Raw genomic sequence first — 23,219 nt, 5'->3', positions numbered from 1 at the left:
GCGACCGCAGCTGGTTCCCTGCCCTCAGTGCCGCACAAGGCAGAACGGATGCCCTGCCGGATCGGCATAGACGCGCCAGCTCCGTTCGTCGGAACCCTCGTCCAGCACCCTCGCCCCCGAGGCCAGCACCTGCTTCTGGGCCCGGTCCAGGTCCGCGACACCGAAGTCAAGATGGAACTGCTGAGGCCGGGTCGGGTCGGGCCACTGCGGCGGCATGTAGTCAGCTACCCGCTGGAAGGCCAGGACGAGTCCGGACGGCGTGTGCAAGGTCGCCCAACCGTCACCCAGGGCCCATCGCCGATCCTCCTGATTGACAGCTCCACCGAGCAACGCCTGGTAGAACTCGGCGAGTTCCGTCGGCTCGGAACAGTCCAGCACGACACACTGCACGTCAGCGATCACGGGCTGATCCTAGGCGCCGGCCGACAGCCCCGACCCTCGATATTCAAGATCGCAGCGACAGACCCTAGCCCAGTTCCGCTCGAAGGCCGGCACCCAGCCATCGGTACGTGGTCGGCGCGGGTGGCGAAGCGGGGGCTTCCTCGGGCTGTGCACTTATGAATGTTCCTCAACCCCCTGACGGCCGGGCGGGTGCCGTGAGATCGTCCGCAGGTGGCCGACGTTGCTGGTGGAGAAACGATCTCGGGACGACCGGATGACCGCGCCGCGTCCGCCCTGCGCTTCGCGACGGAGTTCATCGCCTGGGTGGCCACCCCCTGGGCCCTGGCCGGCTACTCATGGCTGCTCGCCGCCGCGTCCGTCGTGGTCTTGATAGGACTTCCCACGCTCTTCTCCACCCGAGGGGACAAGGCCAACGTGATCATCGCGGTGCCGGGCTGGGCCACGATCCTGCTCGTACTGCTCCAACTCGCCGCAGCAGTGATCTCCTCGTGGCTGGCCTGGCCCGTCTGGGCGGCGCTCCCCGTCACCCTGCTCGCCATCGGCACCCTTGTCACCGAGCGCCGGCGCTGGCGGTGGCTGGTTCACGCGAACAGACCCGCCAACTGACAGCTCGAACAGACGCTGCGCGCAGGCCGGGGAACGTGCACGGTGAGGCGGCGGAAGCGTCCGTCATCGGCTCTGCCGACGGCTGCGGTGCACCCGAACCCGCCGAGACAGGGTCCCGGTGCGGCGTAGTACCGAAGGCATCGCCTCCCCGCTCAGCCGAACCGTTCGATTCCGCAACTCGCGTGCGGCCCTCGACGTTTCCGCGCCATCACGCAAACAGGTGAGAGATCGGTCCCGGCAGCGAGGTAATGATGGTTCTTGGACCTTGCGCATTTCGATCGACGACAACAGGTTCTGCCGCCGAAGACCGAGTGATTCAGGCTCGGAAGAACGTGAGGTCATCACAGTAATCAGTCAGTGCACCGCATTTTCCGGTTACCGGTTGCTCCGGAAGGAGAAAATCATGGCGGACAAACCCAGCATCGTTTTCGCGCACGGCCTGTGGGCCGACGGCTCGTGCTTCAGCAAGCTCATTCCCACGCTCCAGGCCGAAGGCCACACCGTCTGGGCGTCGCAGCACGGCCTGGACTCGCTCGAGGGCGACGTCGCGTGCGTCACCCGCGGCATCAACCACGTGCCCGGCCCTGTCGTGCTGGTGGGCCACTCGTACGGCGGCACTCTCATCACCAAGGCCGGCACGCACGACCGCGTCGGAGCTCTGGTCTACCTCTGCGCCCTCGCCCCGGACGAGACCGAGACCTCGCAGCAACAGCAGGACAAGTTCGACAAGACGCCGGTGTTCGGGCACATCGAGGTTGCCGACAACCGCGTGTACCTCAAGGAGTCGGGCATCAGCCACTTCTGCGGCGACCTGCCCGAGGCCGAGCAGAAGCTCGTACTGGCGACGGGGGCCGTGCCGATCGCCGACATCTTCGAGCAGCAGATGCCCGGCACCGCCTGGCGCACGAAGCCCAGCTGGTACGTCATCGGCAACCAAGACGAGACCGTGAACCCGGAGCTGCAGCGGGCCGCCGTCGACCGCATGGGCGCGCACGCCCGTCCCGTCGACAGCAGCCACGTACCCATGCTGTCGCAGCCCGAGTTCGTCCTCGACGTCATCCGTGAGGCCGCGAAGTCCCTCTGAGGCGACAGCACAGCGCCCCCGCCCTTCGCTTACGGCCGCGGTTTCGGGGCCCCGGGCGGAGGGTGGGGGCGCTGCGGTGAACGGCCGGGGTGGGTGGTGAAGTGGGTGTAGCCATCCCGACCCGCGTCAACCAGCAACAGCAACAGCTCCTGGTGCCGTGCGGTCAGTGCGTCGTCCGGTTCCGGCCGCTGCTCGGGCCGGCCAGGGCGGTCCGTGCCAGGTCGCGTAGCCAGACGTGTGCGGGGTCGGTGTCGTAGCGCTGGTGCCACGACAGGTACACCGGGGCCGGGGGCAGTTCGAACGGCAGGGGTAGCAGGGTCAGACCGAGATCCGCGGCGGCTGACAGTGTGGTGGATTCGGGGGCCGTGACCAGGAGGTCGGACGCGCGCACGAACTCGAACCCGGCTCGTTCGGTGGGCGCGGTCGCCACCACCCGTCGGGTGAGGCCGAGCCGGGCCAGGGCCTCGTCGAGCGCGTTGTCGAACCTTCCGCGCCGCGAGATGGTGATGTGCTCGGCCTCGGCGTAGCGCGCGGCGGTGACGGTTTCGGTACGGGCGAGCGGGTGTCCTTGCCGCATGACGACGACCTGGCGGGTCTCGGCCACCTGCTCGGCGTGGATCTCGGGTTGGGTGGGGCGGTTCGCGTTCGCCTCGAGGTCGACTTCGCCGCGCCGCAGTTCGGGGGTGTCGATGCTCGATTCCGCGATGAAGCGCAACCGTACGCCTGGTGCCTGCCTGCGTACGTCCGCGAGGAGCGCGGGGCCGCCGAGGGCGACGAGGGAGTCGTGCCAGCGGAGGGTGAAGGTGCGTTCCAGGGTCGCGAGATCGAGTTCGCGGCTCGGGGCCAGCACGCTCTGGACCTGCTGGAGCAGGTCGTGGACCTGTTCCCGGACGGCGATCGCGTACGGCGTCGGGGTCATGGTTCGCCCGGTGCGCACCAGGATCTGATCGCCCGTCGTTCTCCGGATCCGGCCGAGGCTTCGGCTCATCGCCGGGGCGGTCACGTGCAGGCGGTCGGCCGCGCCGGTCACGCTGCCTTCCTCCAGGAGCGCGTCGAGTGCGGCGAGCAGGTTCAAATCCAGTTGCATGGGAGTCACTCTAGCCGTGCTTTACATGCACTTGAGGTTAATGCCCACTGCTCATACCTTCGAGGTGTGGGACGCAGAGATCAACGCCATTCGCGCCCTCGGCCTCATCCCCTGCTGAGAATTGGGAGTACCGCCATGTCCGCATCGATCCAGAGCACCGCAAGCGCCGCGGCCACCGGTTCCGTGTCCGACGCCGAACTCCTCGCGCAGACCGCGATCGCCGTGGGTGCGGCGGGCTCGGTGCTGCGGGAGCGGTTCGGCGGTGTGGTCCGCCACCGGACGCGCGAGGAGCTGATGGGCGCGCTCGCCGCCAACGACGACGCGGCCCTCGAAGTCCTGCGCCCACGCCTCACGCTGCTGCGCCCGGAGGCCGGCTGGGTGGAGGAAGAGCTCGACGGCGGGGCACTGCCGGCCGGCGAGTGGTGGGTCGTGGATCCGGCTGAAGGCAACGTCAACCACCTGCACGGGCTGCCGGATTGGGCGGTGACCGCCACGCTCGTGCGCGACAACCGGCCGGTGCTCACCGCGGTCCATCTGCCGCTGACCGGCGAGACCTACACCGCGCTCGCGGGCGGCGGCGCCCACCTCGACGGACGGCCGCTGCGCGTCTCGGAGACCACGGACCTCGGACTGAGCCTCGTGGCCACGAGCCAGGCCCGGCCGGACGAGGACGTAGCGATCGTGCGCCGTATCGGCTCCTCGATCACCGCGATGCTGCTGGACGCGCTCGTGGTGCGGACGTCCGTGCCCGCGACCCTGCATCTGCTGAACGTGGCCGCCGGCCGGATCGACGCCTTCTGGCAGTTCGCCGGGGCCCGGGCGGACCTGCTGCCCGGCGCACTGCTCGTCACCGAGGCCGGCGGACGTGTCTCCGACGCCGAGGGCCGGCCCTGGACGCCGCAGAGCGAGAGCCTGCTGGCCGCCGCACCCGGTGTGCACGCCGCCGCGGTCGCCACGCTCTCGCGCTGACCGCCTCCAAGAGCAGCCGCACCTCCAAGAACAACAGCACCCTCAAGAACGACAGCACCGGAAGGACCAGATCAGCATGGCCATGATCGCCGTACTCGGAAACGGCCGCGTCGGCGGCAGCCTGTCCGCAGCCCTTGCCCGGGCCGGGCACGAGGTGCGCGTGGCGGACCGCTCGCCGGGCGCTGCCGCCGACGCCGCCCGGACAGCACAGATCGTCGTCAACGCCACGCCGGGCGCCGGCTCCCTGGAACGACTCCTCGCTCTACGGGGGGAGTTGGAGGGCAAGATCCTCGTGGACGTCTCCAACGCCACCGTCGACGGAGAGGACGGACTGCCCGCCGGGCTGCTCCACCCCGGCTCCAGCCTCGGGGAACAGCTCCAGGAGGCGCTCCCCGCCACGCGCGTCGTCAAGACGCTCAACACCATGCTCTACACGGTGATGACGGCGCCTGCCGTACTCGCCCAGTCCCCCACCGCGTTCCTCTCGGGTGAGGACCCGGAGGCCAAGCGGGTCGTTCGTGGGCTTCTGGAGGATCTCGGCTGGCAGCGGGAATGGATCACGGACCTCGGCGGGATCGAGACCGCGCGGGCCACCGAGGCCGCGGTCCTGTTCGTGCCTCATGTGATCCGGTCCGGCGGCTTCGCGCCCTTCGCCGTCTCGATCGCCCGCTGAGCGGAGGAGGACGCCGCCACCGGCCGCTCCCTTCACACGGCTCGTTCGGCAGACCCGGCGCGGGCGTCGCAGGGCGGGGCGTGGTGAGCCTGGCCGCCCGGCTTCGGGGGCGGAAGCAGGGACAGGGTGGCGGCAAGGAGGGGGCCGGCGGAGACTGCGCGTCGGACATGGCGGCGTACTTCAGTGGCAAGTGAGTGCGTCGGCTCGCGGGGACCCCCGAGCACCGTGGCAGGCTTCCTCGCCCCGCGGACACCAGCCGTCCCCCGAGTGACCCTGACGCTGGTGCGGCCGCAGCAGCCCTTCACCTGCCATGAAGCCACCCCGGGAACCGACGGCCGCCTGACCCCGTTCCCGAAGCGGTCACCACGGAGCGGTGGAGCACCCGCCGTCAACCATTGAAGAGCCCCACCGAAGAAACACAAATCGGTGGGGCTCTTCAGGCCGGTCGACTCATCTCAAAGGAGATCGCTGTCGGCGCCGACTAATCGGTCACCCCAGCCGTGCGAACTTCGTTCCAGCGGTGGCGCCGAAGGTATTTCGATGTCTCACAGAACAACCAACGGGACTGTCTCGTCCCGGACGACCCTTCAAGAGTTTCGCCGATTCTCTCGGTTGTCCGCAAACCCCTTGGCCAACAACGTCACAGTTGACGTTATAAGCGAGCACCGGCACCTCGCCCGCTAGCACACAGCACGTGGGCGAGTTGGATTACTGGAGGAATTTACATTCATCACCCCGTACTACCGCCTGAATAGAGGTCGAATCATCGGGCCAAAGGAAGAATCCGAAATCATCGCCGGGAGGCACCTCTGCCTCGGTTGGCAGATCGTCTCCTTCCTTAAACACCAGAATTTCAGGCGCGACTCCACCAGTCGGCCGCGAGAAAATCACAACCGGCAACGCTTCGGTCATTGCAGCCGAAGTAATTGCAGGCACGAGATTTCGCCGAGACACCCACTGAAGATTCATGTCAAGATATGCCGTAACCGTGGAGTTCGGTCGAACAGACTTGGCAATCGCCGAGAAATCCCCATCAAAAATTGGATGCCAGCGGTAGCCATAGCGCCCTTCCGCCCAACGCTCGAGGATTGCAGTTGCGCCTCGCATTCTATGCGCCACCTCCTCCCAAAATTCTCCGTCTACTTGACGGGAGACCATCGTTGTTGCGTCGCACACTTCTTCGTCGCAAGCCACAGAAACCGAATGCAGCCCTAGACGTTTCACCCTCTCCATACAGTGCACCGCATCCGGTTGGATCTCTACCGAGATGTAGAAGTCAGTCTCGACCGACACTCGAAGGACATCTCCGCTTTCCAAAGTGCAAGAAATCAAACCATGCCTGAGCATCCGCCTAAGCAGTCCGAGGGCAGTGTGCCGCTCAACAGCGCGACCTTCGTAAGCGGCACCAAGCCAAGGCGGCGGAGGCTCGTTGAGAACTAGGTTTCTCAACTTGAATCCATCCACCTGCATCGCGTCGGCCAGGGACTCCACGGCTGAGACGTACAAATCCTCCACTCGTCGATACTCGGCAGAGGTCAGCACTTCGCCATTGAAAGACTTGCCGACATCTTCAAAGGAACTCCAGTCGGCAATTCGACCACTACGCCTGGACTCGTCATATTTGGAGACGAGGAAACAAAGGGTCATGGACGAATCCACTCCAGTCCACCGTTTTTGTCTAGGTCGTAGGAACCGCTCCGGAGCGTACTCTTGGGGGTCTGGAGCGACTCAATAGTGGGACCAGCCTTGAAAAGGCCACCCCCGTGTCCAGTCATATCTTGAGTCACAAACCTCTCGGACGCCGGAGCCTTCCTATTTTCCCAAATCTTCGCCGCCCCTCGACCTGCCGACTTTTCCTTTCTCTGCGTGTAACCAAGGCGATCAAGAACCTGGTCGGACTGAGCCCTGGTTAGAATCGGCCCTTCGCAGCGCCTGTTGTGAACGAGTACCGGCGTCTCGCCCGCCAGCACATAGTACGTATGCAGGCCATCGACGGTCAGGTTGTACATGTCTGCCGCGCCCGGCACCACTTCGACCTGGGCGATCGTCAGATGTCCGTTGGTCGGCGTCTTGAGCCGGTGGTCGACAGTCAGGTCTCCCGCAGGAATCCAGGCGTGCTCGCTGTCGTCCCAGAACGGGTGGCGTGATGTCGTGTGGAGGGTGCTGAGGTTACCGTTCTTGTCGCGGACCGTGAGATCGATGAGGTCCGCGTCGTGGTTGATGTGGGTGGCAGTGACTTCTCTCGGGCCCTTGTGCTTCCCTGTTTTCGGATCCGCCGCCTCGACCTGGTCTCCGGGATCGACATCGTCGATTTCCTTGGTCTTCCCATCCTTCAGGAGGACCTGTGTATCCGGAGTGAAGCTGCATCCGCTGGAAAGCGCTTCGCCTGCCGCCCCCTTGCCGACGGAACCCCCCATACCCGCTTCGGACAATCGTCCGGCAGTGCTGCCGTCGTTGCCCAAGGCTTCGATTCTCTCGCCGAATCCCATCTGCATGTCGCGGTAGTCCTGCATCATTTTTCCGGTGCAGGACCTCATCGCGTAGCAGACGTCCAGGGCCCAGTACCCCAGCTGCTGCTTTCCCGCCTCCGAGCCGTCGGTGAGGTAGTCGTACACCCTCCCGCCGCCAGTGGCACCATTCAGACGGTCGTAGAACTGGCGAATGAACTCGTCTCGGCCCTTCCAGTTCAGGGGGACGGAAATGCCCACGAATATGTCGGTGGGATCCGCGACCACGTTGTTCGGGTTGCCGCCTCCGTTGCCGCTGTTGCAGCTCGTGCAGGGCAGCTCTCCGGGATGCTGGCCCGTGTAGCCGGCATGCGCTCCGTCGCCGGCGACCGGGTAGCCGTCGCCGCAGATGTCTCGCTGGCACAGCCCGGAGGGGTCGCTGGAGGCGATGGGATTGTTCGAGGCGTACGAGTAGGCGTTGAGGTTCTGCGGGGCGTAGGGCGTGCTGACGGGGTCGGGGCTGAGGAATCTGCCGAGTTTCGGGTCGTACATGCGGGCGCCGAGAACGGACAGTCCGGTGTCGTCGTCCTCGGACTTGCCGAGGAAGCCTCGGTCCGTGCTCGCAGGAAGGTCCGTGGCGCGCTGCTCGCCGAAGGGCAGGTAGCGGCGCCGGGCAGCGGTGCCCGTGGCTGCGTCGATGGTGAGCTGGGTGGAAGCCTGGTCGTTGGATGTCAGCCAGGTGAGCGTGCTGGCGTTGGATCCGGTGGCGACCCGCATCGCGGTGTCCCCGTAGTAGCGGGTTGCCTTGGGGCCGTCCGAGCCGCTCTTGTTCTTGTGTATCTCCTCGCCGCCGAGGTAAAGGACGTTCTCCTTGGTCCCCTTGCGAATGAGGAGCGTGCCTGCGGCGTCGTAGACGTAGCTGGTGGTCGTCGCACCGGTGGTCCCGACGATCTGGTCGAGGGCGTTCCAGGTGAAGTTGGTGGTCGCACCGGCCACGGTGCGGTTCATCATCCTTCCGGCCGTGTCGTAGTTGTAGCTGTCGGTTCCTGCGGGGGTCAGCACCTTGGTGACGGCGTGCGGCTGGGCGGCGCCGGGGGTGTAGGTCGACTGGTCCGCGGAGTAGCCGGGGTAGACGTAGTCGCGGATGCTGCTGCCTGAGGCCGTGGTGTTGATGACCTTCTGCAGGTTGCCGATGCCGTCGTAGGAGTAGTCCAGCTGGTAGGCGTCCTTGCCGTTCGCGAGGTCGGGTGCGAAGGGTCCGACGCATCCGGCCGATGACGCGGACGTCCAGGCGCGCGAGATCCGGTTGAGCTCGTCGTAGGTGAAGCACTCGCGCTGCCCCGTGACGCGGTCGGCCAGGTCGGTCGTCTGGCCGGCGTTGTCCCGGAGGTAGTCGTCGTTCTGGACGGGGTTCGTGCTGGTGCTGGTGGTGGTGGTGATGTTCTTCAGCCAGCCGGTGCCGTTGGTGTCGTCGTAGGCGTAGGAACGGCGGGCGGTGGTGCCGGTTGTGGCCGTGGTGCCGTAGGTGCGGTTGATCAGGCGTCCGAGCTCATCGAATCCGGTGGAGTCGACGTACACGGTGTTGTTCAGGTCGCTCGTAAGGCTCTCCGGGTTGCCGAAGGAGTCGTAGGCGGTGGTCACCGTCTCCTGCGGCAGGCCGCCGGCGGCCGGGTAGGTGAGGCTGGTCTGGCCGCCGATCGCGTTGAAGGTGGCCGATGTTTTGTACGTCCCTTCGAGCCCGCTGCCGTCGGCGGGAACGGAGACCTGGGACTCGGTGGGGTTGCCGTCAGCGTCGTACTTGTTGACCGAGCTGGTGTACGCGTAGCTGCCCACATACGAGGTCGATGTGGCCGGCTGCCCGATGCCGCCCTGTGCGGTGTCGTACGTGTGGCCGGCCAGCACGGTCGACCCGCTCTGGACGGTCAGCGGCCGGTTGAGGTGGTCGTAGGTGTAGGTCAGGACGCTGCCGTTGGCGTCCTTGGTGGAGGCGATGTTGCCGTTGTCGTCGTAGGTGGTGGCGCCACTGCCGTTCGGTTGGCTCGGGTCGGCGTCGGGGTCCCTGCCGCCGGTACGCTCGCCGAGCCAGTTGTACGTGTAGGTGCTGATGTTGCCCTTCGCGTCCGTCAGCTTCGAGAGCTGTCCGCTCCGGGTGTACTCGTAGGACGTCGTGTAGGTCGACGGTCCGAACTCGACGACCTTGCTGACCTGCCCGAAGACGTCGGTGTAGGTGTTCGTGCGCTCACCGACCGCGGGCATGGTGGTGGTGTAGTCGCCGTGGTAGTTGGTGATCGTCTGCTCTTGGGCCTGTGGCTCGCCCTTCGCCAGGATCCGGGACTCGGTGGTGCGGCCCGCGTAGTCGATGGCCAGGTCACTGTAGGAGGGGAGGCTGTCCACGGTCGGCAGGACCATGCCGGTGCCGGCTTTTTCCGAGTTGTAGAAGCTGGAGCTGGAGCCGGTGACGTTGCCGGATGTGTCGTATCGGGTGGAGACCACGGCCCGGCCTGTACCGGTGGCCGCAGGGACCTGGCTCTCGCGGCTCCGGCCGAGGCCGTCCAGATACTCGTATCCCGTCAGAACCGTTCCCGCTGACTGCAACGTCTCCGTGGTGACCGTCGGAGGGACGGTGGAGACGAGGTCGGGGACGCCGTCGCTGTTGGCGGCGGCAGTGATGATGTAGTGGTACTTGAGCGAGGGAGTGCCGTCGGGGTACGCCGCGATCTGTGACGGCTTGAAGACCTCGGACGTGCGGCCCACGGCGTCCAGCACGATGCGCGTCGTCTGGTTGTTGGCGTCCTGGACCCGGTAGGCCGATCCCCACAGACGTGAGTACCAGGTGGTGGTGGACTGAGGCGTGGCCGGTCCATTGGCATCCGGGTCGGGTGAGGTGACCTTGACGCCGTTGATCGGCCATGACGTGGTCGGCTGGTAGACCGTGGTGGTGGTGTTGCCGTTGCCGTCGGTCGCGGAGATCGTGCGGCCGGCCTGGTCGAACTTCGCGCTGATCGTGCGTGCGTGGTCGGCGTCGGTGAAGGCTCGTATCGTGGTCGCGTGGCCGTCGGTGGGCTTGTTGGTGTCGACCGACGTGGCGTTGTCGTAGAGGGTGAAGCTGTAGGAGTCCTGGTTCGTCGCGGCGCGAGCCGCGCAGTCGGCCGCGTAGTGCCTCGTCTCGTCGGGCAGCACCATCCAGCGCTGTACCTGCGAGTCGGGGAAGTAGTCCGTGTTGTACGCCCGGCCGTAGGTGGTGCACCGGTTGTCGTCGGTGTCGGACAGGCCCCAGTCGTTGGTGCGCATCGGCAGGCCGTACTTGGTGCTGGCCGGCTCGGTTTCGTCGTACTCGGCCTTGACGGTGTGTTCGCGCCAGCCGCTGGAGGTCAGCTCCTGCGTGGTCGTCTTGGAGTCGCGCACGAAGCGGGCGTCGGGCAACCCCGCGTACTGGGCGGTGTCGTAGACCCAGTACTCGTGCCAGACCCGCTTGTGTGACTGGCCCGCGCCGTCACGGTCGCTGGATTCGAGGACCCTGCCGTTGAGCCATGCGGAGTCGGTGACGGCCGCGGTGGTGCTGTCACCGTCGTCGACGGTCACGGAGCGGGTCTTCGAAGGGTCGTTCTTGTCGGTGCGGTCGCCATCCATGCCGCGGTACAGCCAGTAGTACGTGGAGGCCGCGTTCGACTTGGTTCCGGTGTGGACCTCGACCTGCTGGTAGCCGCGCCATTCGGTCCAGGACTCGTCGGCGTCCTTGGTGAGCGGGTCGTTGGGGAACGCCCAGGCCGGCTTGCCCACGTAGTCGTAGGTGGTGGTCATCACCGGGTCGCCGTCATTGTTCGCGCCCGCGCCGGGGCCGGGGTCGACGCTGACCTGGCTCACCACGTACTTCTTGAACCAGCCCGTCTTCTCCGTGGTGGAGCCTTCGGGCACCCACTTCTGCTTGAAGCAGGCCTGGGTGTTGTCGGACTCGCTGGGCGGGTTGTTGATGTCGCAGGCGTCCTGGGACGCGTAGTCGCGGTAGGTGACGTTGGTGAAGGCGCCGAGGTCACCGTGGATCTGGGTGACCCGACGGAAATTCAGGACACCTCCGCCGAGCTGGTTGTCCCGGTACTCACCGTTGAAGTTGATGGTGGGCAGCGTGATGTCATCACCGTCGCCGTAACCGCGGCGCTGGACGTAGTCCAGCCACAGCGTGTTGTCGACCACGCCCGCAGGGTTGGGCAGCCCGTACTTCATCTGGTACTGCATCGCCGGGTCCCACGCCGAGCCGTCGTTGTCCCGGACGAAGGTCTTGACGTCCCACAGCATCTGCGTCTCGAAGAACGTCGGCGAGTACGTCTCGCCGGTGATCGTCTTGCAGCCGTTGTCAGCGGCCGTGCCGTCACACATCAGGTCGGTTGGCACGTCCGGGTAGGAGTCCGGGTGGTCAGAGATCCCCGGGCAGTCCTTCATGGTCTTTTCGTTCTTCAGCGGATCCATTTCGGACATCCGCTCCACGCAACGCCCGACATAGTTCAGGTCGACCTTGGCGGGCAGCTGTGCGCCGGGGATCTGGGAGGCCCAGCCGTACTCGATCCGCACCGGGTAGGCGGCGGAGTCGTAGACGCGGGCCTGGTCGCCGAGCAGGACCGAGCGGTAGTGGTTCTGCTCCTTCTCGTAGAAGTAGGAGCTCTCCACCTCATTGGCATCGACCACGCGGTCCAGGCCCCAGCGGTAGGCCTGGGTGCTGACACCGACGCCGTTGTCGTAGCCGGGCTCGCCCGGGTCGTTGCCGAACACCGGGACGGTCAGCACCGAGTGCGTGTACTTGTCCCAGTTCGCATCCGGATCCGTACGCTCGGAACGGCCCCAGCCGAAGTAGTAGCGCGCTCCGTCCTGGGTGGAGACCACCCAGTACTCGTCGTCCGCTCCGTGGCCGCCGGTCAGGTGCTGCACCCGCCAGCCCGGATCGTCCTGCACGTGATACCAACCCGTGCCGTCGTTGTCCTGCACCAGGTTCGACGTCACACCGTTGAAATTGATGACATAGACGGCGCCGTCGTGTTCCTTGCTGTAGTTCGGCGATGCCCAGCACAGGTCACCGACCCAGCCCGTCCCCGTACCGTCACTCTGACAACTGCGGTACTTGCGCTCGATGAACCCGATGCCGCTCAAGTCCCAGCCGAGTCCGGCCGAGTTGGCCTGGGTGTTCTGGGCGGAGGTCATCGCGTCCACGGACTGCGAGTTGTACGACAGCGCCAGCGACGGCGCATTGCCCGCCGGCGGGCTGGGCGCCTGCATGGGCAGGTTGTAGGTGAAGGCGCCGGAGCCCTGAGCGACGTTCCACGACCCCGACGGCTTGAGGGAAGAAGCACGGTAGTCGCCGGCGTCCGACGACGAGGTGGAGGTCACGGCGTAGACCGTCGCGGAACTCGCCGTGGCCGTCATGGCCGACTGGAACGAGGTCAGCCCCTGCTGGTTGGGCTGGACGGCCGAGACTCCGGCCTTCGGGTCGCCGTCCGCCTGCACCGTCGCGGTGATCGTGCCCGCGGCCACGTTGTTGGCGATCGGGACGGACCGGGGCTTGGCGGACGAGCAGCCCTTCGCCGCCGGCGTCGTCAGGGCGCAGGCGGGCATAGCGACCAGCCGCAGACGGGAGGCGTAGTTGCCGCCGTAGGCGTACTTGAACTTGGAGTAGTCGATGGTGACGTCGACCGGACCGGGTGTGCCGCGTCCGTCGTGCCGGGTGACCTGGACGGCCAGGCCGGCGGCGCCTGCCCGCTTGAGCTGTGTGCGGTCCAGCACCTTGACGTCGACGGCCTCGGGGGCCGAGGTCAGGAGGGAGGAGCGCTGCTGGACGAGGGCGCTGGCGGGGGCGCGACCGACACGGACGGTGGCCGCGGCCGGGCCCGTGCTGCCGGTCGGCGTCACCGGCAGCTTCACGCCCGGCTTCAGGCGGGACAGGGTGAGACGGGCGGTTGCCGCCTTGGGCCACACCGGCCGCACGGGTTTGGTCTGTGTGGGCTCCGCACCGTCATCACGCGGCACATCGCCCGCTGCCTGCACCGGCACGTTCACCGGCGGCTTGCGCCCCGCACCGGCAGCCGTGGCGGCGCCGGCAGCCTGGGCCACGGGCGCAGCCAACAGTGACGCCGCCAGCGCCATGGCCAACGCCCAGGGGGCGCTCTTCCCTTGTCTGTGCGCGAGTCGCACGAAGTCCATCCCCACCCAATGACGGCCGGGATCATGTCCCGGCACATGTGCAAAGAAAACGGGCCATGGCGTCGAGCTGTCGTCCGAGCGACAGCCGGCGAAAGCCAGGCCAAAGAAGCACGTTAAGGGGCGGAGTTCGCTATCTGACAGCCCTTCAAATCGGACTGATCGACAAAAACCAGTTCCTCACGCCTTCTTTACATGAGTGACAAGCGTCACGTTTCCTTGCGCGGTCGGGATCAGGCCTGTGAGCAGGGCAAACGAGTTGGCCTGACGGTGGGTTAAGTGGTTCAATCCTGCCCCACACACAGCTTGCCCGCCTATCAACTCCCCGTGCCAGGCGCGATGAAAGGTCCGTGAAGAGACATGAAGCGCGAGACAACCGGCCTGAGCCGACGGCAGTTGCTCAAGCGGGCCGGGGGAATCACGGCGACAGCTCTCGTGGGTTCGGTCGTACTCACCCAGGCCGGTACCGCTTCCGCGGCCGTGACCACTTCCAAGCGCTTCGACCTCACCGACGGCTCCGACGAATGGTTCCGCGAGATCCTGCTCAACGAGACCCGGGTCCTGCAGTCCTTCGCGTTCGACAACACCAACAAGCACCTGTACACGGTCCAGCTGGTCCAGGGAGGGCGCGTGCTCCCCGGAGAGGCCGCGGGCGTTTCAGGGACCGACCGGGCCAAGAACGGTGACCTGTGCGTCACCCGCCTGGACTGGCAGGGCTACGTCATCGGCCGTATGTACCTCAAGGGCTTCGGGCACGGCGTGTCCATCGGCGTGGAGCCCTCCGGCAACGGCGCCTATCTGTGGACCGAGAGCGACTCGGTGCCCGACAGCGAGAACAACGGGTACGGCACCAAGATCGCCCGTTTCAAGTTCGCCAACGGCGCCGTCCTCCAGCCGGATTCGTCCCAGGTCACCCGCTACACCCCGGTGGCCGGTTCGGACCACAACACGGTCACGATCGACCCCGTCACCAGCCGCATCGCGCACCGCTACCGCATCAACGGCACCACCTGGAAGTTCAGTCTCTACGACCTGGCGACGTTCAAGGCCGGCACCTTCACCCCGCTGGCCACCATCGCCCAGCCCGCCGTTCTCACCGGGCCGACGTTCCAGGGCTACGCGTCCATGGGCCAGTACCTGTACACCATCGACGGCACCGCCTACACGTACGACAGCAGCGGCAACCAGACCAGCACCAGCAACACCTACGTCACCTCGATCGACTGGAACACCGGCATCGTCTTCGAACGACGTCTGAGCAACGCGGGCCAGAGCCTCTTCTACCGCGAGCCCGAAGGCCTCGCCATCCAGATCCCCGACACCGCCGCACCCACGGTCTGCCGCCTTCACCTCGGCTTCGGCTCAGAGGAGTCCCTGACCCAGACCGACAAGAAGGCCAGCTTCTACTACAAGGACCTCCTCGTCTGACAGGTCACCGCGGGCCCCGCCTTCTTACTCCTGCGACGAACCCGAGAGGAAGACCCCTCTCCCACGGCGCATCGGTCACCACACCCACGCGTTAGAATGCCGCAGCCCAGAGAGGGAGCGAGTCGTGTCGCGTGGCCTGCCGATACAGTTCCGCCACGGGCGGAGCCGAAGGCACTGACGGCGTCCCAAGTCTTCAAGAACTTCGGTTACGTCGTCCCGATCGGCATCGACGCGGGTATCGGCGTAGTGCTCGCCATGGACCTGCTGCTGACTTGGATCCGCATCCCGTTCTCGATGCCGCGCCAGAGAGCTTGGCTGCTGACCGCAGCGACGGTCGCCTTCAACCGCGCGGCGGCCTGGCCGGACCCGCTGGGCTTGGCGATACACGCGGTCATCCCGGTGCTGTTCATGGTCACGGTCGAGGACGCGGCGCCAGACCTGGGCGGACTACGTCTCGAAAGCACCGTTCCCGCAACGGCTGACGTACGTGTTCGAGTTGTCCCGGACCAGGACGACGGGGCCGCCGAGCTGTTGGTGTGCGGCATCCAGCAGGCGGGCGTAGTCCGTCTCGGTGAAGCCCTTGAGCCGCCCCTTCGCAGGACCGCGGTCGAGGTGGACGCGGTAGATTCAGCCGGGACCGGCGGCCCGGCCTAGTGCAGATCAGGGCCGCCATCGAGACGCCTTGGGTGCACGCGGCGATGACTCGCAACGGAGGTGTGGCCTGGTCGGCCCCAGGTTCGGCCTTTGGGCGGCCTCAGCCCCTGGCCGGCTTCCTCCTCGAAGCAGAGCCAGGCGCACAGGTCCGCTGTCGCCTCTTTATGACGGGCCACTGCTCGTCCCTCAAAGCGGCGATCTTCGCCCCGTCCCGCTTGGTGGCCTTGCGGGAGGGCACCTGCAGGCTCCAGCCGATGCGGTGCAGCAGCAGGTCCATCCCGGCCAGGGTGTACTCGACGCCGGCTGCGCCCGCGGGCCTGCCGCTTGCGCAGCCGGAGCGCGCGTTCACGCGCCTCCAGGTCGTCCCACCGGGCCGGTCGGCTGCGGGCGCTCGCCATCACTGCCCTGGAACAGCCGCCGTTCGTACGCCACTTCGCTCCCCCAGCCGCGACACGAGGTGAGACAGCACAGCGTATGTCTGGAGAGCACCGCTGGGTGTTCCACGTCGGCCGAACTCGCCGCGAACGTGGGGCGATACGGCTCGGCCTGCCAGCGTTTGGCCACAACTGGTCTGCTGTAATGGCGTGTACGAATGTCAGGCGGATCGGGCTGTGTCTCGCGCCAGGGAGACGGGTGGGGCGTCTTCTGGAGCAAGGCGGAGCATGGGCTGGTCGACCAGGGCCTGCTGCAATCCGGCGAGGGCTTCGGTCAGTGCGGTGCGCTGCTGGCTCGGCATACCGGCGAGGGCTTGGACGAGGAGTTGGTCGCGCCGTTCACGGATTCGGGCCAGGTGCTTGCGGCCTGTCTCGGTCAGGGAGAGCGTGATTTCGCGGCGGCTGTCCGGGCAGGGCCGGCGTTCGACGAAGCCGAGGGCCTGGAGGCGGTCGACCAGGCGGCTGACCGAGGGCGGCGCAGCGCCCAGGAGCCGGTTGAGGGCCCGCATGCGCAGCCCGTTCTCGCGGTCGACGATGTACATCACGCGGAGCTGGGAGACGGGGATGTAGGGGGGTGGGGCGTCGCGGTCCTGTTCCCACATGACGTCGAGGAGTTCGGCAATGCTGCCGGCCTGGCGGGCCGCGGTACGAAGGGGATCGAGGGTGGGGCGGGTGCGCTCGGTCATGCGGGTTCCCATCCGAGGTGCCTGGTCCCTGATGCCGCTGGCACACGCAGGGTTGGGACGTCAGCCGCTGGAGTCCGATCCGGAGGACCGGTGCCCTTGGCCGGCGCGGTCGAGGGGTGTGTCGTCTTCTGACGTATGACGATATGCCATGCGGTGGGGCTCGGCGTGACCGCTCGTCGTGGCAGCGTGCTGGGGGGCGAGGTGGTCCAGGGTGCCGGTGATGTCCAGCATCCGGTCGAGGGACGGGGGCCGGGCGTCCAGGTAGAGGGTGACGTGCGCGGCGGTGGTGCGGCGGTGGAGCATCAGCAGCATGGCCAGGCCCATGGAGTCGAGGCCGTCCAGGTCGCTGCAGTCCAGGTGCAGGGCGCGCAGGCCTGGCGTGCCTTCGAGGTGCTCGGTCGCGGCAGCCAGGAAGCAGTCGGCGTATCCGTAGTCGAGGAACCCGTGCACCTTCATGATCAGGACGTCCTCGTCCGGGCCGGGTGCGGCGGTCAGGCGGAAATGGGTGGGGTCGAGTCCAAAGGGAGGTGTCATGCGGTGTTCCTGGAGTCGGAGGCGATCACGGACCTTGTCCCGGTGAGGCAGTCGGTGGCCTGGGTGAGCATGAGAGCGGCCCGGGGGAAGTCCTTGAGCTGCTCGCTCAGGATGTCCAGGGCCATAGTGAGGGAACGGGCGGGGACGCTGCGGGCGTTGAGGATTCCGGCCGTCCAGGTGAGGAAGTCGGTGAAGAGTTGCGGGTCGCCGGTGTAGAGGGCGGCGGCCAGGAAGTCCACGATGTGCGCAATGTCCTCGGCCGTGTGCTGGCGTTGCCGGGTGGTGTAGTCGCGCATGGCGGGGAAGCGTTCTTCCAGTGCGCCCATGACCTCGCGCACCAGGCGGGTGTGGGTGCGGGCGACCATGGTGTATTCCTGGTCGGCCAGGTGCGGCAGGTCGTCGATGGGCTGGTGCGCCGGTGCGGGGCAGGGCAGCGGTCCCTGGTCGAGCCGGTCCGCAGCGGTCCTCGCGTCCGGGGCCCAGGCGTCGGCGCCGAGGAGGCGCGCGTACTGGCCGTGCTGACCGAAGGCGGCCCCGCCGACCAGGACGGGGGTGCCGGTGGCCTGGACCGCGGTGATCGTGGCGTGTGCGGTCGGCAGGCGGGTGGCGATCGAGCCGGAGAGCGCCACCATTTCGGGCCCGGTCTGGTGGATGTGCGTGATCAGGTGGTCGGTGGGGACCTGAGCACCGAGGTAGTCGGCCGTCCAGCCGCGCAATTTGAGGACTTCGGCCAGGAGGCGGGCGGGCAGGCCGTGCCATTCCCCGTCCACACAGGCCACGATCACCCTGCCCCGGCCGCCTGCGGCGTGGGCGGCGTGGTGAGAGGAGAGTGCGGCGACGACCCTGTCGCTGATCGCGGTGGCAGCGTGTTCCCTTGCGACGGTGAGGCGGTTGGCGGCCCACTCTTCGCCGACCTTGCGCTGAACGGGCGCGATCACGTCCTGGAGCACGTTTTCCGCCGGCGTACCGTCTTCCAGCGCGCCGAAGACCGCACGAGTGGCGGCCTGCTCGTCGCCGAGCGAGACCGCCTCCCACAGCTGGTCGATCCGGTGCTCCAGGGAGACGGTGACGGTAGGGGTCATGCGGTGAACCTGCCCCGAGTATGGCCGTCCACCGCGCTGAGGTGGTGGGAACGCGGAGCGGCGATGACCATGACGGCCATGTCGTCGTGCGTCGCGGATCCCACCCACTGGGATGCGAGCATCTGCACGTGTTCCACGATCGCCTCCGCGGGCATCCCCGCGCACCGGGCCAGCGCGTCCTTCAGCCGGTCCTCGCCGAACATCTCGTCGCCGAAGGGGCCGCCCTTGGCCTCGGTGATGCCGTCGGTGAACAGCACGCAGAACTCACCGGGAGCCAGCGTCTCCTGAGCGGTCGTCGCGCGGGCCGTGGGGAAGACCCCGACGAGAGTGCCGCGGGAGCTGCCTTCCTCCACGGTGCCGTCGCTTCGCACGATCAGGGCCGGTGGATGTCCGGCGCTGGTCACCTGAAGGCGCACGGAGCCAGCCTTGCGTACAGCGGAGGCCATGACGAGGGTGGCGAATCGGGTGTGGCGGGAGTTGATGAGCGCGCCGTTGAGCAGGTCGATCACGCGCTGGTGGTCATCGGCCATGGGCAGCAGAGCCTGAAGCGTGTTGCGGATCTTTCCGGTCAGGACGGCGGCTTCGAGGCCCTTGCCGCAGACATCGCCCAGGACCGCGAAGGACGCCTCGCCGTCGGTGGCGGCGGGATGGACGTCGTAGAAGTCGCCACCGATGCGCTCGTGGTCCTTCGATGGCCGGTAGCCGCCCGCGAAGTCCACTCCCGAGATCTGGTGCAGGACCGGCGGGAGCAGGTCCTGCATCAGGGTCCGGGAGAGGGAGGACTGCTCGGCGTAGAGGCGTGCCGCGGACATCGCGGCGCCGGCGCGGGCGGCGAACAGACGGGCGAAGACCTCCTCCGCCTCACTGAACGCGGTCTCCCCGCTGCGTCGCAGCAGGATCAGGGCTCCGGCGGGCACGCCGTGCCCGGGCAGCGGCGTGACGACTATCGAACCGACTGTGCCGAATCCGTCGGGGACGAGCCAGGCCGGGGCCGAGGCGGGGTCGACCCATCGCGACGGCACCGGGGGGAAGCCCTGGAGAGCCTCCCCCAGGCCAGGGACTTCCTCGGGGTCGACGTTCCACTGGAAGCGCTGCGCCCCGCCGCCGCGCAGGCAGACCACGACCGGCAGTCGGTGGGCGCTGCGGGGCGCGATGACCAGCGCGGCGTCCGCGAGATGCTCGGCGGCCAGTCGGGCGGTCACGTCCATGCACCGCTCCAGATTCAGTGACGAGAGCAAGGTGTTGGAGGCTTCGGCGAGGAAAGCGGTCCGCTCGCGCTCCATCCGCAGCGCTTCACGGGCCAGCCGGTGATCGGTATCGTCCACGAACCACCACGCGACGTCCCCGTCGTCCTGCACGGTGGGATGAGCCTCAAAGGTCCTCTCCCCCACCGGACCCGACACCAGGACGTTGTCGCTCGGGCCGTCTGCGACCTGGCGTGCGTGTGCGTCCGCGAGCCAGGTCGGCACGCTCCCGGCCAGGGCAGCACCGGAGCGGATCCCGGGGAAGAGTCCGCTGGCCTGGGCGTTGACGTGGAGTACCGCACCGGCGGGATCCGCGATAAGGACCGGGTAGGGCACGGACGTCCATGGCACATAAGCCGGAGCATCTGTGCTCACGGCTTGTTCCTGCTGGGTGGAAGTCACCAATACGAAGGCCCGCTACGCGAACCCCTCACCTCATCTGGTCGAAGAAAGTTGCCCTGCGGCAACCATCCTCCACGAGGACCATCACTGGCAACTCACCCTCGTTCTTGAGCGCCTCCGAACGGGCACCTCACTCGCCCGCGGCTCCGGCACCTGCGGCAATATCGCTCCCGCTCCCGGCAGAGACAACCACCTCACCTGACGAAAGACGCAGGCCAGAGCCCCGCGCGGCTTCCGATGCGCCAGAGCAGCGCTTCACCCGCCCGGGTCCCCGACAGCGTGGGTGAAGACTCTGGGGAGAGGATGAAAAGGTTCACAAAGACGGGCGGCCGGCCAGTTCTCCTCCACTCCCCGGCCCTCGGCGTACGAGCCTTGAGCCGGGCCCACCAGGAAGGCGAAGCGGGCTCGCACTTCCCGAAGAGGTCAGCTCCACCGGGTGCGGGGTACACGGAGGGGTGACGGCTCCCGCATCGCCCAGGCCCGCCCTACCGCGACGGCCTTTCCGACAGAGCTGAGAGACGGCTACGTGCATTCCGGTGGCGAGCACCGCGGCGGAGATCCTCCAGTTGATCGTCAGCGAGCCCCGGGGCCGGATCACCCCCCCGCAGAGCGGGGGGTGGTGGCCGTTGCGGCGTCCGGGTGGATGGTGAAGACCCGGTCCAGACCGATGATGGACAGGATGCGGGCGGTGTTGGCGGGGACCGCGGCCAGAGCCATGTCTCCGCCTAGTTCGGCGGCCAGGTTGCGGGCGGCCAGCAGAGTGGTGATGCCGCTGGAGTCGCAGAATTCCAGGCCGGCCAGATCCAGGACCAGCAGTTGCCCGCCGGTCAGGGTGAGATTGTCGAGGGACTTGCGGAGATCCGGGGCGGTCTCGTAGTCGAGGTCGCCGGTGATCTCCAGTACGGGACCGGTGGCGGTGTCTCGGGAGGTGATCGTCAGCGGGCTCATCTCAGGTCTTCACTCGCGGGGTGGGAAGCGGGGCGGGCACGCCGAGGGCAAGCAGCGCCGTGTCGTCGTCGAGGCCGTCACCGAACCCGGTGAGGAGCCCTGTCAGTGCAGTGATCAGGACCTGCGGTCCCGCAGCGGGCTGGGCGGCGATGAAGGCGCGCAGGGCGTCCTCGCCGTACAGCTCGCGATCGGGCCCGGTACGGGCCTCGGTCAGGCCGTCGGTGTAGAGCAGCAGGGTGTCGCCGGGAAAGAGCCGGGTGCGCGCGGTTTCGAACTGTGCGCCGGGCAGGACGCCGACGAGCATGCCGCCGGGGGTCGGCAGATAGTCCGCGGTGCCATCCGCGTGCTGGATCAGTGCGGAGGGGTGACCTCCGGAGGCCAAGTGCACGCTGACGTGGTCGTCGGCAGGGTTGAGGACGCCGAATATGGCGGTGCAGTAGCGGGTGTCGCCGCTGGTGTACCGCTCGTGCAGCACGGTATTCAGGGTGCTCAGCACGGTGACGGGGTCCGGGTCGTGCAGGGCGGCGGCCCGCAGCGTGTAGCGGGTCAGTGAGGTGACCGCAGCGGCCTGGGGGCCTTTGCCGCAGACGTCGCCGAGGAAGAACGCCCATCGGTCCGCGTCGAGGGGGAACAGGTCGTAGAAGTCTCCGCCGAGCAGGTCCGGGGAGGCGGTGTGGTAGTAGGAGGCGGCCTCCAGGCCCGGGACCTTGGGCAGCTCGGCGGGCAGCAGGTTCTGCTGAAGGACGGCGAGGGCTTCCTGGAGCCGTGCCCGGTCGGCCTCCGCCTGCCGACGTGCTTCCTCCGCCGCCTGGCGGCCGCGCAGCAGCTCAGTCTCGTAGGCGCGGCGGTCGCGGGCGTCGAAGACGGTCGTGCGGATCAGCAGCGGCTCGCCGTCGTCGCTGGTCTTCACCTTCGATGTGACCAACACCGGCATCCGCTGTTTTCCGGCAGCTTTGAGGTCCAGGGCGATGCCGCTGACCTCGCCCTTCATCTGCAACAACGGGGCGAAATGCGTCTCGTGGTAGAGCTTCCCGCCCACTGTGAGCAGATCGGCGAACCTCATCCGGCCCACCACCTGAGCCCGGGACAGGCCAAGCCAGTCCAGCAACGTGGTGTTGACCTTCGCGATGGTTCCGTCCATCAGTGTCGACAGGTAGCCGCACGGTGCCTGCTCGTACAGCTCCTCGGCACTGTCCTCCAGCATCGAGATGAACGCCGCGTCCGCGGCACCCACGTCCGGCTCCTCGCCCGGGTCATGGCCGGTGCGGCACATCATTCGGCAGCGCCGATGAAGTCGGTGATCGCTTGAACGGTGGCCCGCGGTGCGCTCAGCTGCGGGCAGTGCCCCGTCGCATCCAGCGTGACCAGCCGGCTGCCGGGGATGGCCTTATTGACGTATGAGCCGACCTCGCGCGGGGCGATCATGTCCTGCCTGCACTCCAGCACCAGCGTCGGCACCGCGACCGTCTTGAGATCGGCGCGGCTGTCGGACAGGAACGTCGTTCGGGCGAAGACCCGGGCCATGTCCGGGTCGGTCGCGCAGAACGACGCGGTCAGTTCCTGGCCGAGCTCCGGCCGGTCCGCGTTACCCATGATCACCGGGGCCATCGCGGCGGACCAGCCCAGATAGTTCGACTCCAGCGAATCCAGCAGCTCATTGATGTCGTCCGCGCTGAAACCGCCCCGGTACCCGTCCTCGTCGATGTAGCGGGGCGAGGGAGCCACCATCACCAGGCGGGAGAACCGCTGGGGCGCCCTGGCCGCCGCGAGCACCCCGACCATGGCACTGACCGAATGCCCTACGAAGATCACATTCCGCAGGTCCAGTTCCTCGCAGATCTCCAGCACATCAAGGGCATAGCCCTCCAGCGAGCTGTAGCGCTGCTCGCTCCAGGCCGAAGGATCAGAACGGCCGGAGCCCACGTAGTCGAACATCACCACCCGAAAGTCCGCGGCCAGCGCGGGGACCACCAGGCGCCACATGTTCTGGTCACAGCCGAACCCGTGCGCCAGCAGGAGCACCGGCCCGTCCGTACGGCCGGTGACGGTGACGTTGTTCCTGCCACGGGTGTCCATGCCGCAAGTCTCGCACCACCCTCACCACCTGAAGCACGGGCCTGCCCCCTGGCCGCACTCCTGGTACTGCGGCTGTACCGGCCACGGCAGCAACGCTCGGACCCCAGCCCCCTGACGCCCATACGCTGCGAGGGACGCGAGCGGCACCCGGAGCGGGTCGTCACGGGCGGGAAGCGGCCCGGCTCCGCCGGAACAGCAGGGTGCGCCCGCCGGCAGGGCGGCACTGATCGCGGCGTTGGCCATCAGCCCCTCGGACCGGCAGGCTCTGAGACCGAGCCGC

General features: G+C 67.5%; 17 protein-coding genes and 1 pseudogene. 6 read left to right on the top strand and 12 right to left on the bottom strand.

Annotated features, from left to right (window positions below):
* Nucleotides 1-24: 24 nt before the first annotated feature.
* On the bottom strand, nt 25-402 hold the full coding sequence (locus ACFWI4_RS20780) for a VOC family protein (RefSeq protein ID WP_387198215.1): 378 nt from the start codon (nt 400-402) through the stop codon (nt 25-27).
* 210 nt (nt 403-612) lie between these two features.
* On the opposite strand from ACFWI4_RS20780, the gene ACFWI4_RS20775 reads away from it, so the two are divergent.
* Entirely contained in the window at nt 613-1,008 is a 396-nt protein-coding gene (locus tag ACFWI4_RS20775; protein ID WP_387198211.1) for a hypothetical protein, read from the top strand.
* A gap of 403 nt (nt 1,009-1,411) precedes the next feature.
* A complete protein-coding gene (locus ACFWI4_RS20770) occupies nt 1,412-2,092 on the top strand; it encodes an alpha/beta fold hydrolase (RefSeq protein WP_387198209.1) in 681 nt (226 codons plus the stop codon).
* A gap of 163 nt (nt 2,093-2,255) precedes the next feature.
* On the opposite strand, the gene ACFWI4_RS20765 is transcribed toward ACFWI4_RS20770, so the two are convergent.
* Entirely contained in the window at nt 2,256-3,179 is a 924-nt protein-coding gene (locus ACFWI4_RS20765; protein WP_387198206.1) for a LysR family transcriptional regulator, read from the bottom strand.
* 135 nt (nt 3,180-3,314) lie between these two features.
* On the opposite strand from ACFWI4_RS20765, the gene ACFWI4_RS20760 reads away from it, so the two are divergent.
* Both ACFWI4_RS20760 and ACFWI4_RS20755 read left to right on the top strand, forming a co-directional pair.
* Entirely contained in the window at nt 3,315-4,148 is an 834-nt protein-coding gene (locus tag ACFWI4_RS20760; protein ID WP_387198203.1) for an inositol monophosphatase family protein, read from the top strand.
* A 76-nt stretch (nt 4,149-4,224) separates the two neighbouring features.
* The gene (locus ACFWI4_RS20755; protein ID WP_387198199.1) at nt 4,225-4,821 is read left to right on the top strand and encodes an NADPH-dependent F420 reductase; all 597 of its coding nucleotides are present in this window, start codon (nt 4,225-4,227) and stop codon (nt 4,819-4,821) included.
* Nucleotides 4,822-5,529: 708 nt separating this feature from the next.
* Here the strand turns inward: ACFWI4_RS20755 and ACFWI4_RS20750 are convergent.
* A complete protein-coding gene (locus ACFWI4_RS20750; RefSeq protein WP_387198196.1) occupies nt 5,530-6,480 on the bottom strand; it encodes a hypothetical protein in 951 nt (316 codons plus the stop codon).
* Nucleotides 6,465-13,364, bottom strand: coding sequence for an RHS repeat-associated core domain-containing protein (locus ACFWI4_RS20745; protein WP_387198193.1), 6,900 nt, complete (start codon nt 13,362-13,364; stop codon nt 6,465-6,467). Before ACFWI4_RS20745 ends, ACFWI4_RS20750 begins: the two co-directional genes overlap by 16 nt.
* Before the next feature lie 447 nt (nt 13,365-13,811).
* Between ACFWI4_RS20745 and ACFWI4_RS20740 the strand changes: the two genes are divergently transcribed.
* Nucleotides 13,812-14,879: a Tat pathway signal sequence domain protein gene (locus ACFWI4_RS20740; protein ID WP_387198190.1), complete on the top strand. Its 1,068-nt coding sequence runs from the start codon at nt 13,812-13,814 to the stop codon at nt 14,877-14,879.
* A gap of 159 nt (nt 14,880-15,038) precedes the next feature.
* A pseudogene (locus ACFWI4_RS20735) lies at nt 15,039-15,323 on the top strand (DUF2637 domain-containing protein); the annotation flags it as partial.
* A gap of 310 nt (nt 15,324-15,633) precedes the next feature.
* Here the strand turns inward: ACFWI4_RS20735 and ACFWI4_RS20730 are convergent.
* The 8 genes from ACFWI4_RS20730 to ACFWI4_RS20695 all read right to left on the bottom strand — a co-directional run bounded on the left by ACFWI4_RS20730 (nt 15,634) and on the right by ACFWI4_RS20695 (nt 22,939).
* Entirely contained in the window at nt 15,634-15,882 is a 249-nt protein-coding gene (locus ACFWI4_RS20730; RefSeq protein WP_387198187.1) for a winged helix-turn-helix domain-containing protein, read from the bottom strand.
* A 246-nt stretch (nt 15,883-16,128) separates the two neighbouring features.
* Complete coding sequence (locus ACFWI4_RS20725) at nt 16,129-16,653, bottom strand: MarR family winged helix-turn-helix transcriptional regulator (RefSeq protein WP_387198184.1); 525 nt, start codon at nt 16,651-16,653, stop codon at nt 16,129-16,131.
* Nucleotides 16,654-16,713: 60 nt separating this feature from the next.
* Nucleotides 16,714-17,187, bottom strand: coding sequence for an STAS domain-containing protein (locus tag ACFWI4_RS20720; protein ID WP_387198181.1), 474 nt, complete (start codon nt 17,185-17,187; stop codon nt 16,714-16,716).
* Nucleotides 17,184-18,269: a B12-binding domain-containing protein gene (locus ACFWI4_RS20715; protein WP_387198178.1), complete on the bottom strand. Its 1,086-nt coding sequence runs from the start codon at nt 18,267-18,269 to the stop codon at nt 17,184-17,186. Before ACFWI4_RS20715 ends, ACFWI4_RS20720 begins: the two co-directional genes overlap by 4 nt.
* Nucleotides 18,266-19,888, bottom strand: a complete 1,623-nt coding sequence (locus ACFWI4_RS20710) for a PP2C family protein-serine/threonine phosphatase (RefSeq protein WP_387198175.1) — start codon at nt 19,886-19,888, stop codon at nt 18,266-18,268. The genes ACFWI4_RS20715 and ACFWI4_RS20710 overlap by 4 nt, the downstream gene beginning before the upstream one ends.
* Nucleotides 19,889-20,509: 621 nt before the next feature.
* Complete coding sequence (locus tag ACFWI4_RS20705) at nt 20,510-20,863, bottom strand: STAS domain-containing protein (protein WP_385407587.1); 354 nt, start codon at nt 20,861-20,863, stop codon at nt 20,510-20,512.
* 1 nt (nt 20,864) lies between these two features.
* Nucleotides 20,865-22,139: a PP2C family protein-serine/threonine phosphatase gene (locus ACFWI4_RS20700; RefSeq protein WP_387198172.1), complete on the bottom strand. Its 1,275-nt coding sequence runs from the start codon at nt 22,137-22,139 to the stop codon at nt 20,865-20,867.
* A complete protein-coding gene (locus ACFWI4_RS20695; RefSeq protein WP_387198169.1) occupies nt 22,136-22,939 on the bottom strand; it encodes an alpha/beta fold hydrolase in 804 nt (267 codons plus the stop codon). The genes ACFWI4_RS20700 and ACFWI4_RS20695 overlap by 4 nt, the downstream gene beginning before the upstream one ends.
* Between the last annotated feature and the right edge of the window lie 280 nt (nt 22,940-23,219).

The organism is Streptomyces sp. NPDC127038, from assembly GCF_042725875.1.
In the GTDB taxonomy this organism is placed as follows: domain Bacteria; phylum Actinomycetota; class Actinomycetes; order Streptomycetales; family Streptomycetaceae; genus Streptomyces.
This window is presented reverse-complemented; position numbering and strand designations above follow the sequence as displayed.

Bases quoted from the DNA above. Each gene is read 5' to 3' on its own strand.
- ACFWI4_RS20765 (WP_387198206.1), bottom strand. From the start codon at position 3,179: ATGCAACTGGATTTGAACCTGCTCGCCGCACTCGACGCGCTCCTGGAG.
- ACFWI4_RS20715 (WP_387198178.1), bottom strand. From the start codon at position 18,269: ATGACCCCTACCGTCACCGTCTCCCTGGAGCACCGGATCGACCAGCTG.
- ACFWI4_RS20770 (WP_387198209.1), top strand. From the start codon at position 1,412: ATGGCGGACAAACCCAGCATCGTTTTCGCGCACGGCCTGTGGGCCGAC.
- ACFWI4_RS20720 (WP_387198181.1), bottom strand. From the start codon at position 17,187: ATGACACCTCCCTTTGGACTCGACCCCACCCATTTCCGCCTGACCGCC.
- ACFWI4_RS20740 (WP_387198190.1), top strand. From the start codon at position 13,812: ATGAAGCGCGAGACAACCGGCCTGAGCCGACGGCAGTTGCTCAAGCGG.
- ACFWI4_RS20705 (WP_385407587.1), bottom strand. From the start codon at position 20,863: ATGAGCCCGCTGACGATCACCTCCCGAGACACCGCCACCGGTCCCGTA.
- ACFWI4_RS20725 (WP_387198184.1), bottom strand. From the start codon at position 16,653: ATGACCGAGCGCACCCGCCCCACCCTCGATCCCCTTCGTACCGCGGCC.
- ACFWI4_RS20760 (WP_387198203.1), top strand. From the start codon at position 3,315: ATGTCCGCATCGATCCAGAGCACCGCAAGCGCCGCGGCCACCGGTTCC.
- ACFWI4_RS20755 (WP_387198199.1), top strand. From the start codon at position 4,225: ATGGCCATGATCGCCGTACTCGGAAACGGCCGCGTCGGCGGCAGCCTG.
- ACFWI4_RS20700 (WP_387198172.1), bottom strand. From the start codon at position 22,139: ATGATGTGCCGCACCGGCCATGACCCGGGCGAGGAGCCGGACGTGGGT.
- ACFWI4_RS20695 (WP_387198169.1), bottom strand. From the start codon at position 22,939: ATGGACACCCGTGGCAGGAACAACGTCACCGTCACCGGCCGTACGGAC.